This is a genomic window from Ralstonia pickettii (genome assembly GCF_030582395.1).
GTDB lineage: Bacteria > Pseudomonadota > Gammaproteobacteria > Burkholderiales > Burkholderiaceae > Ralstonia > Ralstonia pickettii_D.
Window position 1 is genome coordinate 3,113,169 of record NZ_CP104381.1, and the last position, 14,300, is coordinate 3,127,468.

The following is a 14,300-nucleotide window of genomic DNA, read 5'->3' on the forward strand; positions in this document are numbered from 1 at the left end:
GTTTCACCGGCGTAGGCAGCCGGCGCAGGTCAGCAGGCTTGTGGCTTCAGGAACCGCCAAACCAGTTGTATCCCTGGTTCTCCCAGTAGCCGCCAGGGAATGTGTTCGTCACCGTGATGGCGACGATATGTTTGGGGTTCTTGTATCCGAGCTTCGTCGGAAAACGCAGCTTCATCGGGAAGCCGTACTTCGCGGGAAGGATTCCGCCGTCATACGTCAACGTGAGCAGCGTTTGCGGATGCAACGCCGTCGGCATGTCGATGCTTGTCCAGTAGTTGTCGGCGCAGTGGAAGGCGACATATTTGGCGGTGGTGTCGGCGCCGGCGTGCCGCAGGAAATCTGCGAATCGGACACCGCCCCATTTGCCGATGGCGCTCCATCCCTCGATGCAGATGTGGCGCGTCACCTGGCTCTGCTGGGGAAGCGCATGCAGTGCGTCCAGCGTCCAGATGCGCCTGCCTTGGACGCGGCCGTTGAGTTCAAGGCGATAGCTTGCAGCATCGACTTCCGGCACCTGATCGATGTCGTAGTACGCATTGAACGGAAACGGGCGCGCGATCATCGACTCCGGATAAGTCGGCGCCAGCTTGCGCGGATCGAAGAGCAACGCTTGCGCGTCGTCGTTGAACGACGACAGCTTGCGCAGCATGCCATTGACCGACGTGTCGTTCGTCAGGTCGCAGCCGGACAGCAGCATCAAGCCGCCCAGCGTCAGCATCCGCTTGCCGAACAGGCGGCGCTGCGATGAAGCGAGTTCCTTCTGCGCGTCCTTGACGATGGATGGCGCGTCGAGCGACAAGGCGGGGGCGGCCGTCAGGAAACGTTTTGGTGTGGTCATGATCAGCGTCCTCGGATCATCGTCAGCAGTGAGCGCGGCACAAGCGCGACCATCACGACATGCACGATGAAGAAGCCGACCAGCACACACATCGCAAAGAAGTGCACGACGCGGGCGTTGTCGAAACCGCCCATCAACGTTCGCAGGACCGGCAACTGCACAGGCTTCCAGATGGCCAGCCCCGACAGCACCAGCAGCACGATGTCGGCAATCACGACCAGGTACGCCAGCTTCTGCACCGCGTTGTAGTGGCCCGCATCGCCGTGGCTGAGCCTGCCCCGCAGCGCAGCAAGCGTGTCGGTGGCGATGGCGCGCACGCCAATCGGAAACAGCTTCCTGCGCAACCGCCCCGTCGCCACACCCAGGGCGAGGTAGGCGATCAGGTTGGCCGCCAGGACCCACATGACCGCAAAGTGCCAGAGCAACGCACCGCCGAGCCAGCCGCCCAGCGTGATGGCCGGCGCAAACGTGATGGCCGGGAAGATTGGCGATGCGTTGTAAACCTGCCAGCCGCTCAGGCACATGGCGACCGCCGCGGCGGCATTGATCCAGTGGAAGATGCGCACCCAGCCGGGATGAATTGGTGACCGTTTCAAAGACACGTCCTCGTAACATCGCCAAGCGTTGAAGGCTGCTGCATTGGCGTGGGAAGAAGGATCGCCCCCGGGGCACGGCACCGGTATCGGATAAATGACCGACCCGCGGCACGCACGCACTGCGCTATAGTCGGGCGCAATCAACGCTGCGCTTCTATCGGTAAATCAGTGAACGGACACAGCAACGCGCCGGGCGAACCTGCACAGGTCAGCGTGTACGACGCTGTCCGGGCACTCGCATTCGTTGGCGATCTCAGCATGGGCCAGCCGACCGACCACTCCCTGCGAACGGCGTGGCTCGCGGCGCAGCTGGCCCGCGAAACTGGCGACGGAGACGCCTTGGTCGAGACGGCAGCCCAAGTGGCCCTGCTGCGGTGGTCGGGCTGCACGGCCAATGCATCGGAGTTCGCCGATGTGCTGGGCGATGACGTTGCGGGCCGCGAGTCGATGCTCGCGCGACCCGGCACGCATCGACGAGGCGATCCAGACCGCGCAGATGCAGGCGACGACATCGGCCGAACTGATTGGCGACGTAATCGACCTGAAGCTGCCGTGGATGACGGGCTACTCGCGCGCAGTGGCGCGCACCGCTTCCGCCTGCAGCACAGCACTGGGCGCCGACGACGCGAGCACGGCGCGTCTCTACACAGCAGCGCTGATCCATGGGATAGGCCGTGCGGCTGTGCCCAACGCGATCTGGAATTCTCCCCAGCGCCTCTCCGCCGCCGACTGGGAAAAAGTGCGGCTCGTACCGTACTGGACGGGCCGGGCCGGCAAGCAGACCGGCACGCTCGCGCAGGCTGCAGAGTTGGCCTCGTACGCGTATGAGCGGCTCGACGGCTCCGGGTACTTCCGAGGTGTGGGTGGCCAGGCCTTGTCGCTCGACGCGCGCGTACTGAGCGCGTCAGTTGCCTTTGTGGCGCTAGGCCAGAAGCGGCCGTGGCGCGACGCGCTGCCCGCACGTGAAGTTCAGCAACAGTTGGAGAACGAAGCAGGCGAAGGTCGCTTCGACAGCGCGGTGGTGGCGGCGCTCGTTGAAACGCGGGATACGCCCCCGCGGGTGAGCCGGCCTCGCCAACCGACCGTCCGGCTATCTGCGCGCGAGACCGAAGTACTGCGCTCGATTGGGCGCGGTGCCAGCAACAAAGAGGCAGCGCGCGAACTGGACTTGAGCCCGAGCACGGTCCGCACGCACATCGAAAGCGTTTTTCGCAAGCTTGAGTGCTCGACGCGTGCTGCCGCGACGTTGAAAGCGTCAGCGCTGGGGCTGCTGTAAAAGAGAAGGCTGCGCGACGGCACGAAGCGGATCAATCCGTCATCAGATGACGCATCAACAGCGTCGGGTCCGCAATCTCGAGAATCAGACGACGCAGTACCCGTTTGCGCATGTGCTCATCGTCGAGCACCCACGGAGCGCTGACCTCGCTGAGATGCCGCGTGATCGCATCGCGGTGGTCGGCACCTTCCGGCAGGCTGAGGCGTGCAGCCAACAGGCCGGCAACGACGTCATCGATCTCAACGTCCAGGTGCTTCGCGTCAATGGTGAGTTGCAGCTTCATGGGCGTGATCGAACCTCAAAAAGCCGGCACCGCAACGGGGACTAGCGGCGCCGGAATGCAGTTGCACCGGCCGGCGAACCGGCCGGTCGATGGCAGCACAACTGCGTGGTTCAGTAGTCCAGCTCAGGGGCCGGCACTTGCGCGGGCTTGTCTTCCTTCGGTGCCTCCGCGATGGTCGCATCCGTGGTCAGGATCAGCCCGGCGACAGACGCAGCGTTCTGCAACGCGGTGCGCGTCACCTTGGTCGGGTCGACGACACCCGCTTCGACGAGGTCGCCGTACTCTCCGGTGGCTGCGTTGTAGCCGTAGTTGCCCTTGCCTTCGGCGACCTTCGCAATGACGACGGACGGCTCTTCACCGGCGTTGGCGACGATGGCGCGCAGCGGTGCCTCCAGCGCGTGCTGCACGATGCGGATGCCGGCATCCTGATCGCTGTTCGCGCCCTTCAGGTTCAGCACTGCAGAGCGGGCGCGCAGCAAGGCCACGCCACCGCCCGGAACGATGCCCTCTTCCACAGCCGCGCGGGTGGCGTGCAAGGCATCGTCGACACGGTCCTTCTTCTCCTTCATCTCGACTTCGGTGGCTGCGCCCACCTTGATGACCGCAACGCCGCCGGCAAGCTTCGCCACGCGTTCCTGCAGCTTCTCGCGGTCGTAGTCGCTTGTGGCCTCGTCGATCTGCACGCGGATGGACTTGACGCGGGCATCGATGCTGGCCTGGTCGCCGGCACCGTCGATGATGATGGTGTCGTCCTTGCGAACCTCCACGCGCTTGGCCCGGCCGAGGTCCTCCAACGTAGCCTTCTGGAGCTGCTTACCGGTTTCTTCAGAGATGACGGTTGCGCCGGTGAGCACGGCGATGTCTTCGAGCATGGCCTTGCGGCGGTCGCCAAATCCGGGCGCCTTGACGGCGGCGACCTTCAGGATGCCGCGCATCGCATTGACGACCAGGGTGGCCAGGGCTTCGCTCTCGACATCCTCCGCCACGATCAGCAGCGGCTTGCCGGCCTTCGATGCCGCTTCCAGGATCGGCAGGAGGTCGCGGATATTCGAGATCTTCTTGTCGTGCAGCAGGATGAGCGCATCGTCCAGATAGGCCGCCTGCTTTTCCGGATCGTTGATGAAATACGGGCTGACATAGCCGCGGTCGAACTGCATCCCTTCGACCACGTCCAGCTCGTTGTCGAGCGACTTGCCGTCCTCGACTGTAATGACGCCTTCCTTGCCGACCTTCTCCATGGCCTCGGCGATGATCTTGCCGATGGCCTCGTCCGAGTTGGCCGAAATGGAGCCCACCTGGGCGATTTCGCGGTTGGTCGAAATCGGCTTCGACAGATTGCGAAGCTCGTCGAGCACGGCGGCCACGGCCTTGTCGATACCGCGCTTGAGATCCATCGGGTTCATGCCGGCCGCCACGTGCTTCATGCCTTCCTGCACGATGGCCTGGGCCAGCACGGTGGCCGTGGTGGTGCCGTCACCGGCAATGTCTGCGGTCTTGGACGCGACCTGCTTGACCATCTGCGCGCCCATGTTTTCGAAGCGGTCCTTCAGCTCGATTTCTTTGGCGACCGACACGCCGTCCTTGGTGATGGTCGGGGCGCCAAAGCTGCGCTCGATGACCACGTTGCGGCCCTTGGGCCCGAGCGTCACCTTCACGGCATCGGCAAGAACATTCACGCCCTTGACGATACGGACGCGCGCGCTGTCATGGAACTTGACGTCTTTTGCACTCATGTTTGTTGCTCCGGATAAGTCGTTGACTCAACACGTCGCGAACAACCGGCCTATTTGCGGTGTCTGTCCGGCAGTGTCCGCGAGCGGCTCGAGGCTTCAGGCGGCCTTGGCAACCGCCTCGGCGTGGGTTTCGATGACGCCCATGACGTCTTCTTCACGCATGACGAGGAGTTCCTCGCCATCGACCTTGACGGTCTGCCCGGCGTACTTGCCGAACAGCACCTGGTCACCGACCTTCAATTGGAGTTCGCGCTGCGTGCCGTCCTGAAGCAGGCGGCCCGTGCCGACCGCGATGACTTCACCCTGCTCGGGCTTTTCTGCGGCGGAATCAGGAATCACGATGCCCGAGGCCGTCGTCCGTTGCTGTTCGATTCGCTTGACGATAACCCGGTCGTAGAGGGGACGAATCTTCATTTCCATCTCCTGAGCGATAGATCACCAAAAAAGGGAATCCGGCTTGCGCGCCATTCAAGCAGGGCGCCAGGCAGGGCAAGCAAGCCGTGCCGAATACTTGGCGGATTGCAAAATAGAAGCGCACCGCCGCGAGTTCAAGAGGTGAAAAAACGGCGAGTTTGTAACAAAATGTTTCACGGCAACAGGATGCGCCGGACGGCTCCCAGGCGGTAGACCGTTCGGCTGCGGACCGGCCGGTGGCGCGGTAGTTGGCGGGGGATTGGAAGGACAGGACAGGGCGGCTCGCGTCCGCCATCCGGGCCGAGCGTATCGTCCGGCTCCTCAAGCGCCTGCCACACGCCACCCTTGACGGGCCGGAACAGCCAGCGCAGGTAGCCTTCGTTCGCGGCAATCTGCATCAGCTGGGCACGATCGGGAGCGCCATCGATGAGTGCCTCGTCCGCCGAGGCACCTTCGTAATCGCCGAATGCCTGGCGGCATGCCAGCGCTTCACCTGCGGATGCGCCCACCACGTTGCAACCGCGTCGCTCGACGCGCTCAAGATCCCATGCGCCGAGCTGCCAGGCGGCGTCGAGCAGCGCCTCGTCAACGGCTTCGACGCTCTGCCAGGCGTGCGTTAGCTGAATGGCCGAGCCCGGGACGGAGCGCGGTGGAATGTCGACTCCCGGCAACACGAGCGGGCTGGCGCGGCGAAATCCATGCCAATGCAGGATCGCCACGAGCGGCGTATTCGGTCGGCGGGCCGCTGTCACGGTGACCGCGACCAACGGCAACCGCACCGCATCCATCTGTTCGTGCACTGCGTTGAAAAGGTCCATGAAACCTCCGAATGACGTATCGAATGGCCTCTTGAAATTTCCGCTTGGCTCCTTATTTTAGGAGTCGTCAATGCAGTCGCGGTTCTCGCGCTGCGTGTTTCGATTTATTTGTCAGTGGCCCGCCACGGACGGATGAACTGGAGCGCGTAGTTCGGTTCAGTCTCCGTGCGGGCCCTTCAGGAGCCAGCCATGAGCGATCTGTTTTTTGGCACCGATCTGCTGGGCGAATTTGATCGCCTGCAACGGCAGATGGCCACTCTCTTTGCGGGTGCACCCGCCAGCCTGCGCGCCACGCGCCTGGGCACCTTTCCACCCGTCAACATTGGCAGCACCGATGACTCGGTCGAGATCGTCGCATTCGCCCCGGGGCTCGACCCCGCGCAAATCGACGTCTCGATCGACAAGGGGCTGCTGACGATCAGCGGCGAGCGCAAGCGCCCGGATTTCGAGATGACCGACGATACGCGCGTGTACGCCGACGAGCGTTTCACCGGCGCATTCCGTCGCGTGATTGAGTTGCCACAGGACGTCGACCCCGACAAGGTCAATGCACGGTACGTCAACGGCTGCCTGACCATCAGCGTCGGCAAGTCGGAGGCATCGAAGCCGCGTCAGATCACAGTGCAAGGCTAAGCCACAGCTTGCGCAAGCATCAAGGAGCACATCATGAACGACACCACACAATTGGCGACCCAGGCGCAGCCGGGGAAGACCACGGTTGCAAAGCAGCCAGGCGAGCAGCCCGCCGCACGGCAGACGCACCTGGCACCGCCTGTCGACATCTTCGAAAACCGCCAGGGCATCACGCTGTTTGCCGACCTGCCGGGCGTGCCGCGCGAGAAGCTCGATGTTCGCGTGCAGGATGGCACCCTCACGGTCGATGCCGAGCTGATGGTGCCGACGCCGCAGGGTCTGCGGCTGCAGCATGGCGAAGTCCGACACCCGCATTTCTCGCGCACCTTTGTGCTGAGCCCGGACTTTGACGCTTCGCGCATCGACGCCCAGCTGCGCGACGGGGTTCTCAAGCTGACCATCCCGCGCCGCGATGAAGCGAAGCCACGGCGTATTGAAGTCCAGGCCGGCTGAGCCCCATCACCGGCCCTAGTTTTGCCTTGCAGGCGGGCGCGCTCCTTGCGCGCCTGCATTTGGCACCGTGCCCCCTGGTTACGGTTGTTTGTTACTAGGAGACAAAGATGCTGAGTGCACACGAATTTGCCACGCTGATGTTGATCAGCCAGTCACCCGAGCAGGTCGACATGAACCGCGCTGAATTGGACGCGTTGCTGGAGCGGCAACTGGTCATGCTCGAACGCTCCGCCGAAGGGCACCGCCGCCGTGCGCGGCTGACCGATACCGGACGCTCCGTGCTGCGGGCGTTGAATGCTGTCGATCGTCAAAAACGCGTTACACCGGGATCCGCGCGCCGGGACGCCGACTAGCCTGTGGCTTTGCAGGCGCATCTCTCGAACCAAGGCAGAACACCCGGCGCTCAGGCGCGTTCGTTGCGTTGCCGTTCGCTCCACCTACTCAGGAGCGAACATGACTACGTCTGCCCAGGAGCACCTGCTCGACTGGCTGCGCGATGCCCACGCGATGGAACAGCAAGCGGAGCAAATGCTGCGCGCACAATCCGGCCGCCTCGAACACTATCCAGAACTCAAAGCGCGGATCGACCGCCATATTGAAGAGACGCTGGAACAGCAGCGCCTTGTCGATTCATGCATCCACCGCCTCGGAGGAAGCACCTCTGCGATCAAGGATCTCACCGCCCGCATCTCGGCATTCGCACAGGGGCTGAGCGGCATGGCCGTCTCGGACGAAGTCGTCAAAGGCTCGTTGGCAAGCTACGTCTTCGAGCACATGGAGATTGCTTCCTACACCAGCCTGCGCGCCGCCGCCGAGCATTGCGGCGACATCGAAACCGTGCGCGTGTGTGACGCCATCCTGCCGCAGGAACAAGCCATGGCGGCTTGGCTTGCCGAACACCTTGGACCCGTCACGGTGACGTTCCTGACCCGCGCCGAAACGCCCGGCGTGGAAGCCAAGCGCTGATCATCTTTTCGCCTGCCCCTATTCGGAGATACCAATGACTCGCAAGACCATTGAAGACCTGTTCATCCACTCGCTGTCGGATATTTACAGTGCAGAGAAACAGCTGGCCAAGGCGCTGGCCAAGCTCGCCCGCACCGCCGAGAACCAAGAGCTTTCAGAAGCGTTCAAGAGCCACCTGGAAGAAACGCAAGGCCAGATCGACCGGATCGACCAGATCGTCGAGACCTGCGCCATCAAACTCAAGCGCATGAAATGCGCTGCCATGGAAGGCTTGATCGAAGAGGCCAACGAGTTGATCGAAGAGATACCGAAGGGGCCGGTGCTCGATGCCGGGCTGATCGGGGCCGCGCAGAAGGTCGAGCACTACGAGATCGCGTCGTACGGCACGTTGGCCGCTCTTGCAAAGGAGGTCGGCTTTCATGAGGCGGTGCCGCTGATCGTCAGCACGCTGGACGAAGAAAAGGCCACCGACGCCAAGCTGACCCGTTTGGCGGAAAGCTCGGCCAATCGGGAAGCGAGCGCTGCGTCGTAACGCAACAGGATCTGCGCGCCCGCCGCCAATCAGCGCGGCGGGCCCAGTTGCAGCCATGCGTTGCCGCGAAGACGCCGATCTTCAACGGTCGTGGTCCGTCGACACCGTAATCTCCTCCCACGCGTTCAGCTCATCTCCGAAGGCAGTCAGATGGTCGCGGACGAGTGCGAGCGCATCGCTGCCCAGTAGCAGATGGGTCGGGGGTTGATCAGCGGCCACTACGGCCAACATCGCACGCGCCGCCTTGGCAGGGTCGCCGAGCTGCTTGCCGCTCTTCTCTTCCCGGGCCCGACGAATGGGATCGAAGACCTCGTCGTAGTCGGGAATCGAGCGCGATGTGCGTGTCATCGAACGGCCGGCCCAATCCGTGCGAAAGGATCCGGGCGCCACTGCAGTCACGGCAATGCCGAAGCTGCGCACCTCCTTGCCGAGACTTTCTGAAATCCCCTCCAACGCGAACTTGCTTCCGCAGTAGTAGGCGATGCCAGGCATCGTGATGTGCCCGCCCATGGAGGTGATGTTCAGGATGTGTCCACGCCGGCGGCGGCGCATGGACGGCAGTACCGCTTTGATCATGGCCACGGCGCCGAACACGTTCACGTCGAATTGCCGTCGCAACTCGGACAACGGTGATTCTTCCAATACCCCCTCGTGCCCATAGCCGGCATTGTTGACGAGCACATCGACCGGGCCGACGGTCGCTTCGATTTCCGACACCACGCCCTCAATGAGGCCGAAATCGGTCACATCCAATACGCGCGCAAATGCATGGGGGGAGTGCGATTCGAAATCGCGCTTGGCCTGCTCGCTTCGGACAGTGCCGACGACCTTGTGGCCGGCGGCCAAAGCCTCCTGGGCAAGCGCGCGGCCCAAGCCGCTGCTCACTCCGGTGATGAGAACAACCTTGCTGTCGGTCATAGTTGGCCCTCGCTCAGTGTGATGAAGGCTGCATGCTAGTCTTGGCGAGTGAACGATTTAAGCCGAAATCGGCTGAATTTCTTGCCTAAACCTATGACCAGACGCGTAAGCACTCCCCGGGCTTCTACCGCCCCTTCCGCCACGCGGGCCCGGATCATTTCGCTCATGCACGCGCTCGCGCCTGCCGAGGGGTACAACCTGACGGCCATGGAAAGCGTGCGCATCCTGCGCTCTGATCGCGCACTGTCGCGCACCCCCGTCCTCTATGACCCGGGCATCGTCATCGTTTGCCAGGGCCGCAAGCGCGGATACTTCGGCGACCGGCTCTACGTGTATGACGAAGATCACTACCTTGCCGTGTCGGTGCCCGTTCCGTTCAACATGGAAACCGAGGCAACGACCGAACGGCCGCTGCTCGCGCTTTATCTGCACCTCGATTTCGTGATGGCCGCAGAACTTGCCGCGCAGCTTGACAGTGTTGGCATGCCGCCCCGACGGGCCAGTCCGCAGAGCATGATGTCCAGCCCCATGGACGACGGAATGCGCGCCTCCGTACTCCGCTTCCTGGAGGCCATGCACGATCCCGTGGAAGCGGCCGTGCTGGGGCCCGGCTTGCTGCGCGAGTTGTATTTCCGGGTGCTTACCAGCCAGCAAGGCGCCGCGATGAGGGAGGCGCTGGCGATGCGCGGTCAGTTTGGCCGCATTGGGCAGGCGCTACGGCACATTCACACTGCATACGAACAGCCGCTTGATGTGGCACAGCTTGCAGAAAAAGCCGGCATGAGCATTCCAAGCTTCCACAGTCATTTCAAGGCGATTACGCAGCTCTCACCCATGCAATACGTCAAATCCATCCGCTTGCATCAGGCTAGATTACTGATGGTGCGTGAAGACCTGACAGCCGAGGCAGCGAGTCACGCGGTGGGCTACACCAGCGCGTCGCAATTCAGTCGTGAGTTCAAGCGGCTTTTTGGTTTGACACCGGCTGCAGAGTCCAGGCGCATGCGTGAAAGCTTCGCGCTTCCACCGCCCTTTGACGACGCGGCGTACGTCTCTTCGCACTGATCCAACTCATCCGGCCGCAAGCCGCCTTTCGTCTGGCAAAAGACAACGCAAACGCGCCTGTGCCACGCGGCTCAGGCTTGGACGCCCGGCGCTACCCTACGCCTGCCACACCGCATACCCCTCCTCGCGCAACCCGATGGCCAGTTCCACTTCCATCTCGCGTGCCGCCTCATAAGGCATCGGGTTGAAGCATTCGTACAGCTCCGGCATCAGACGCAGGCCGTATTCGCGCACGTACCGGTTCGCCTTCAGCCCCGCCTTGTGTTTGTCGAAGCGTACGTCCGGTGACTGCCCTGTCATGCCGACATATACGCAAGGCTTGTCACCGAGGTAATCGGGATTCGCTCTCACGAACCGTCCTTCGCTCAGCACTTGCCGAGACAGTTCGACAACGTAGACGTGGTGGTGGTGGCGTGGCATTCAGGCAAGCTGGAGGAACTGCGCTCTGTCGCAACTCGGCTTCATTGTTGATCGGCAATGTGCAAGGCTATTGCGATGCGATGCGGCGCAAAGCCCTGCGGACCGGAAGCGCCGGGGCGAGGCCGCCGTTCAATGGCGCTCGGCCAGAAAAACAGTGCCCGAGATCCGGACCAGGTAACGGGCCCATGTGCCCGGAAACAATGGCACGGGTTCTCCTCCATAGCGGCATCGAGACAGGTCAGGTCAAAAGAATTCCGATCCGATTCTAGCGCCCCGGGAGCAACTATCGCGCTTGTTTCTCATTCGCCCGCGCGCTCACATCCGAAGCCTTTGACCCGGCGCCTGCGGTCGCGGACTCGTGGGCATGCTGACTTCCCGTCGGATCCGCAATCTGGAACGTGTTGCCATGCTGCCAGCCATTGGCTGCGGGATTGACCGACGGCGCCGGAATGTCCACACGGTCCTTCATCTTCGCGCCGGAGTCGATCCCCATGCGCTTGTCTCGGTCGGCGACCATCGCGGCATTTGCCTGCCCTTCGCCGGTGAAACCCATCATCAATTGGGGCACCCCGAGCGGTAATTGTTTGTCGAGATCGGTATGCCACGTGTGCCACGTCTTGCCATACGTGCCGATCAGCTTCTTCATCAGTTCTTTTTCTGCCGGCTCGGGGATCCCGGGTGCGACGAGCTGCCCGGATTTCACTTCCCAGACATGGCTGTGCCAAAGCGCTTTCTCTGCCGGAGGCAGCGTCGCAAACAGCGTTGCGCTGATGATGTATTCGACACCCATCAACTTCGCGTTCTTGACGTTGCCGTCGTAGATGACGCACTGCGTGACGTCCTCATTGACGATCGCGCAGTAGTGATGCGCTTCCATCTGGACGTTCTGCCGGCCGTTGTAGAAGTGGAACCCGTCCAGATAAGCGTTGAGGGCTTCGATGGGCGGCTTGTCCTGCAGCGCCGCCGCGCCCGCTTCCAGCACTTCCGTCCTGGAGGACTCGGCTTGGCCCGGCGCGCGAACGTTCGAGCGGGTGTCGCTCTCGCGATGGCAACCGCAGAGAGCGAGCGCGGCAAACAGATAGATCGGGAAGGCGTATCGCATCGCGTGACCCCGGGGCGCATGTTGGATGCGCTCAGTCCGCAAGACTTGCGCCCAATGGCGCGGGCTTTTTGCTGGGCATGCCCAATGCTGCGCTCACCAGAGCCCGCACCGGGTATGCCGCCTACGTGTTCATGCTGGCGAGTCTCGGATGCATTCCAGAGCGGTAGACCGTCGCGCACACCGGAGCACAAGATGAAGGTGCATCACATCAATTGCATTTCGAGCTGCCCGTTGTGCGGCGCATTGTTCGATGGCCATCCCAGCTCGCTGGTGCGCCGGGGGCGGCTGGTCTGTCACTGCCTGCTGGTTGAATCGCCTGCGGGTCTTGTGCTGGTCGATACCGGCTTTGGCCTGCGAGACGTCGCGCATCCGCGTTCGCGTCTGAGCCGCTTCTTTCTCACAATGCTCAAACCCGAGTTCAGAGAGGAGATGACGGCCATTCGGCAGATCGAGCGCCTCGGCTTTCGCGCAGCCGACGTTCGCCACATCGTCATGACGCATCTCGACTTTGATCACGCAGGCGGTCTTGATGATTTTCCGCACGCTGTGGTGCATATGCTTGCGGCTGAGCGGGACTACGCATTGATGCAAAAGACATGGCTCGACAGACAACGCTTTCGGCCGCAGCAGTGGTCTTATCAAGAGCGTTGGCGAGCGCATTCATCTGCGGGCGGAGAACGTTGGAAGGGCTTCGAGAGCGTTTCGCCCATACCGGAGTTGAACGACGAGATTGCGCTGATTCCCCTCCGAGGCCACACCTACGGACACGCCGGCATTGCCGTGCGCGGCGAAAACGACTGGCTGCTACTGGCAGGCGATGCCTACTTTCATACGCACGAAATGGATCTGGACCCGTATTGCACGCCCGGCCTGCGGTTCTACCAATGGATGCTGGAGAAAGACCGCGCGGCGCGACTCGACAACCAGCGCCGGCTGCGCGATCTTTGCGCGCGCCACAAGTCGGGGCTCACCGTGTTCTGCAGCCACGATGTCGATGAATTCGAACGGCTTTCGGGCCGTTCAGCGGCGGTTCCAGCAGAACACTTCACTGCGGTGCAGCAGGCCTCCTTATCAGGTGCCCAAAAGGCTTTTTAAGCGGGGCGGATGCACGCTGTGCCTGCGCGCGCGTTCGCATCTACCATGCCCGGAGCCTCCGCACGATCCCGCAAGCGACGCAGTGACAAGGGCTGGCGGCAATGTAGGCTCCACGTCGCTGGACAACCGTGTCGATCGCTCATACGGTGTTTATACGTTGGTACGTGGCCATAGAGCGGCGGCTTGATTCTGGGGGATACAACTTGCAAGGGGTCCCATGGAACCACAGTCAAAGCCAAACTCGGCCGCGTTGAAGTGCGCACCGCACAACGTAGCGATCACAGGTGGGCGAGCGAATTCCGCTACATCCCGAATGGCGGCCCCCCATCCGACTGGACAGAGGCATACGCTCCGGAAGGGTTCGTCTCGGTGGGCATGGCACTGAGCGCCGGCATTCTGCTCGGCAAGGACGCGGCAGAGAACCGAGCGCAAACATCGCATGCCGGTTAGGCGCGCCTTTGCTTTGAGCGTGAGCGCTCAAACGACATCGTGTTGCGCAGGCGTTCTGGGCCGAGGCCGCGAAAAAGTATCTCGCCCGCTCCCGTGCAAAGTCCTACTCTTGAAATGGAAGCCGGTCGCCCGAGTCTCTAGGCAAGAAGACACGAGGGCGCCGACACCCGGTGGTTGCGCTCACGCGCATGCGCCCAAACCACCGCCAAACGCTGCATAGCGGTTCGGCAGCAAAAAAAGCCGTGAGACTGGAACCATAACCGGCCTCGGCAAGCAGGACAAAACGGGGAGGTAGCATGAAGAAGCTCGATACATGGCTGCTTCAAGAGCTGGCAGACCGGAAGTTTGCCCATGCATTCTTGGAGACCGAGGCCAATGCCCGCTTCGCCGCGCAGGTGCGGGCCTTACGCAAACAACATGGATGGACCGAGGCCGATCTGGCAACGGCGTCGCGCCTGACCGGTGCGGCCATCTCCGATATCGAAAACGCACGGCTGAATTTGCTGCAGTTGATATCGCTGCGAAAGCTGGCGCGCGCTTTCGATGTTCACCTCAGTCTCAAGTTTGAAAGCACAGTCGATGGGGCGGTTGAGGTCGTGCGCTTTGTCGAGACAGACCTGGCAGTGCCCTCACGCGAGGCCGAACTGCGCATGCACGGTGTGTACTCGGTCTTGCCTCCGCGCTTCGGGCAGCCTGAGTAATTCTCTG

Annotated in this window: 17 protein-coding genes and 1 pseudogene; 9 read left to right on the top strand and 9 right to left on the bottom strand. The window is 62.5% G+C overall.

Annotated features, from left to right (window positions below; translation table 11 throughout):
* Positions 1-46 precede the first annotated feature (46 nt).
* Positions 47-838, bottom strand: a complete 792-nt coding sequence (locus N5B55_RS15020; RefSeq protein ID WP_304538554.1) for a molybdopterin-dependent oxidoreductase — start codon at positions 836-838, stop codon at positions 47-49.
* A 2-nt stretch (positions 839-840) separates the two neighbouring features.
* Positions 841-1,434 (bottom strand): cytochrome b/b6 domain-containing protein, encoded by a 594-nt coding sequence (locus N5B55_RS15025; protein ID WP_065858166.1) that lies wholly within the window; start codon positions 1,432-1,434, stop codon positions 841-843.
* Positions 1,435-1,647: 213 nt separating this feature from the next.
* Here N5B55_RS15025 and N5B55_RS15030 point away from each other — a divergent pair.
* Positions 1,648-2,710, top strand: a pseudogene (locus N5B55_RS15030) (HD domain-containing phosphohydrolase).
* A gap of 31 nt (positions 2,711-2,741) precedes the next feature.
* On the opposite strand, the gene N5B55_RS15035 reads toward N5B55_RS15030, so the two are convergent.
* From N5B55_RS15035 to N5B55_RS15050, 4 genes are all read right to left on the bottom strand, one after another.
* On the bottom strand, positions 2,742-2,993 hold the full coding sequence (locus N5B55_RS15035; RefSeq protein WP_065858169.1) for a hypothetical protein: 252 nt from the start codon (positions 2,991-2,993) through the stop codon (positions 2,742-2,744).
* 110 nt (positions 2,994-3,103) lie between these two features.
* On the bottom strand, positions 3,104-4,726 hold the full coding sequence (gene groL / locus N5B55_RS15040; protein WP_015855850.1) for a chaperonin GroEL: 1,623 nt from the start codon (positions 4,724-4,726) through the stop codon (positions 3,104-3,106).
* Between the two features lie 96 nt (positions 4,727-4,822).
* Positions 4,823-5,140: a co-chaperone GroES gene (locus N5B55_RS15045; protein WP_004628765.1), complete on the bottom strand. Its 318-nt coding sequence runs from the start codon at positions 5,138-5,140 to the stop codon at positions 4,823-4,825.
* 173 nt (positions 5,141-5,313) lie between these two features.
* Complete coding sequence (locus N5B55_RS15050; protein ID WP_304538555.1) at positions 5,314-5,958, bottom strand: diguanylate cyclase; 645 nt, start codon at positions 5,956-5,958, stop codon at positions 5,314-5,316.
* Between the two features lie 189 nt (positions 5,959-6,147).
* Between N5B55_RS15050 and N5B55_RS15055 the strand changes: the two genes are divergently transcribed.
* The 5 genes from N5B55_RS15055 to N5B55_RS15075 all read left to right on the top strand — a co-directional run bounded on the left by N5B55_RS15055 (position 6,148) and on the right by N5B55_RS15075 (position 8,542).
* Positions 6,148-6,591 (top strand): Hsp20/alpha crystallin family protein, encoded by a 444-nt coding sequence (locus N5B55_RS15055; protein ID WP_009239646.1) that lies wholly within the window; start codon positions 6,148-6,150, stop codon positions 6,589-6,591.
* 33 nt (positions 6,592-6,624) lie between these two features.
* Positions 6,625-7,044, top strand: a complete 420-nt coding sequence (locus tag N5B55_RS15060; protein ID WP_015855852.1) for an Hsp20/alpha crystallin family protein — start codon at positions 6,625-6,627, stop codon at positions 7,042-7,044.
* Between the two features lie 107 nt (positions 7,045-7,151).
* Positions 7,152-7,397, top strand: a complete 246-nt coding sequence (locus tag N5B55_RS15065; protein ID WP_154208023.1) for a hypothetical protein — start codon at positions 7,152-7,154, stop codon at positions 7,395-7,397.
* Positions 7,398-7,497: 100 nt separating this feature from the next.
* Positions 7,498-8,010 carry a ferritin-like domain-containing protein gene (locus N5B55_RS15070; RefSeq protein ID WP_065858173.1) on the top strand — a complete coding sequence of 171 codons (513 nt, stop codon included), beginning with the start codon at positions 7,498-7,500 and terminating at the stop codon, positions 8,008-8,010.
* A gap of 34 nt (positions 8,011-8,044) precedes the next feature.
* A complete protein-coding gene (locus N5B55_RS15075; protein ID WP_304538556.1) occupies positions 8,045-8,542 on the top strand; it encodes a YciE/YciF ferroxidase family protein in 498 nt (165 codons plus the stop codon).
* 81 nt (positions 8,543-8,623) lie between these two features.
* On the opposite strand, the gene N5B55_RS15080 is transcribed toward N5B55_RS15075, so the two are convergent.
* Complete coding sequence (locus N5B55_RS15080) at positions 8,624-9,460, bottom strand: oxidoreductase (RefSeq protein WP_304538557.1); 837 nt, start codon at positions 9,458-9,460, stop codon at positions 8,624-8,626.
* A 93-nt stretch (positions 9,461-9,553) separates the two neighbouring features.
* On the opposite strand from N5B55_RS15080, the gene N5B55_RS15085 reads away from it, so the two are divergent.
* Positions 9,554-10,525 carry an AraC family transcriptional regulator gene (locus N5B55_RS15085; RefSeq protein WP_304539806.1) on the top strand — a complete coding sequence of 324 codons (972 nt, stop codon included), beginning with the start codon at positions 9,554-9,556 and terminating at the stop codon, positions 10,523-10,525.
* A gap of 96 nt (positions 10,526-10,621) precedes the next feature.
* On the opposite strand, the gene N5B55_RS15090 is transcribed toward N5B55_RS15085, so the two are convergent.
* Both N5B55_RS15090 and N5B55_RS15095 read right to left on the bottom strand, forming a co-directional pair.
* A complete protein-coding gene (locus N5B55_RS15090) occupies positions 10,622-10,945 on the bottom strand; it encodes a hypothetical protein (protein WP_154208015.1) in 324 nt (107 codons plus the stop codon).
* Positions 10,946-11,228: 283 nt separating this feature from the next.
* On the bottom strand, positions 11,229-11,927 hold the full coding sequence (locus tag N5B55_RS15095; RefSeq protein ID WP_304538558.1) for an OBAP family protein: 699 nt from the start codon (positions 11,925-11,927) through the stop codon (positions 11,229-11,231).
* A gap of 312 nt (positions 11,928-12,239) precedes the next feature.
* On the opposite strand from N5B55_RS15095, the gene N5B55_RS15100 reads away from it, so the two are divergent.
* The gene (locus N5B55_RS15100) at positions 12,240-13,142 is read left to right on the top strand and encodes an MBL fold metallo-hydrolase (RefSeq protein ID WP_304539807.1); all 903 of its coding nucleotides are present in this window, start codon (positions 12,240-12,242) and stop codon (positions 13,140-13,142) included.
* Between the two features lie 746 nt (positions 13,143-13,888).
* Positions 13,889-14,293, top strand: coding sequence for a helix-turn-helix domain-containing protein (locus N5B55_RS15105; RefSeq protein WP_065858186.1), 405 nt, complete (start codon positions 13,889-13,891; stop codon positions 14,291-14,293).
* The last annotated feature ends 7 nt before the right edge of the window (positions 14,294-14,300 follow it).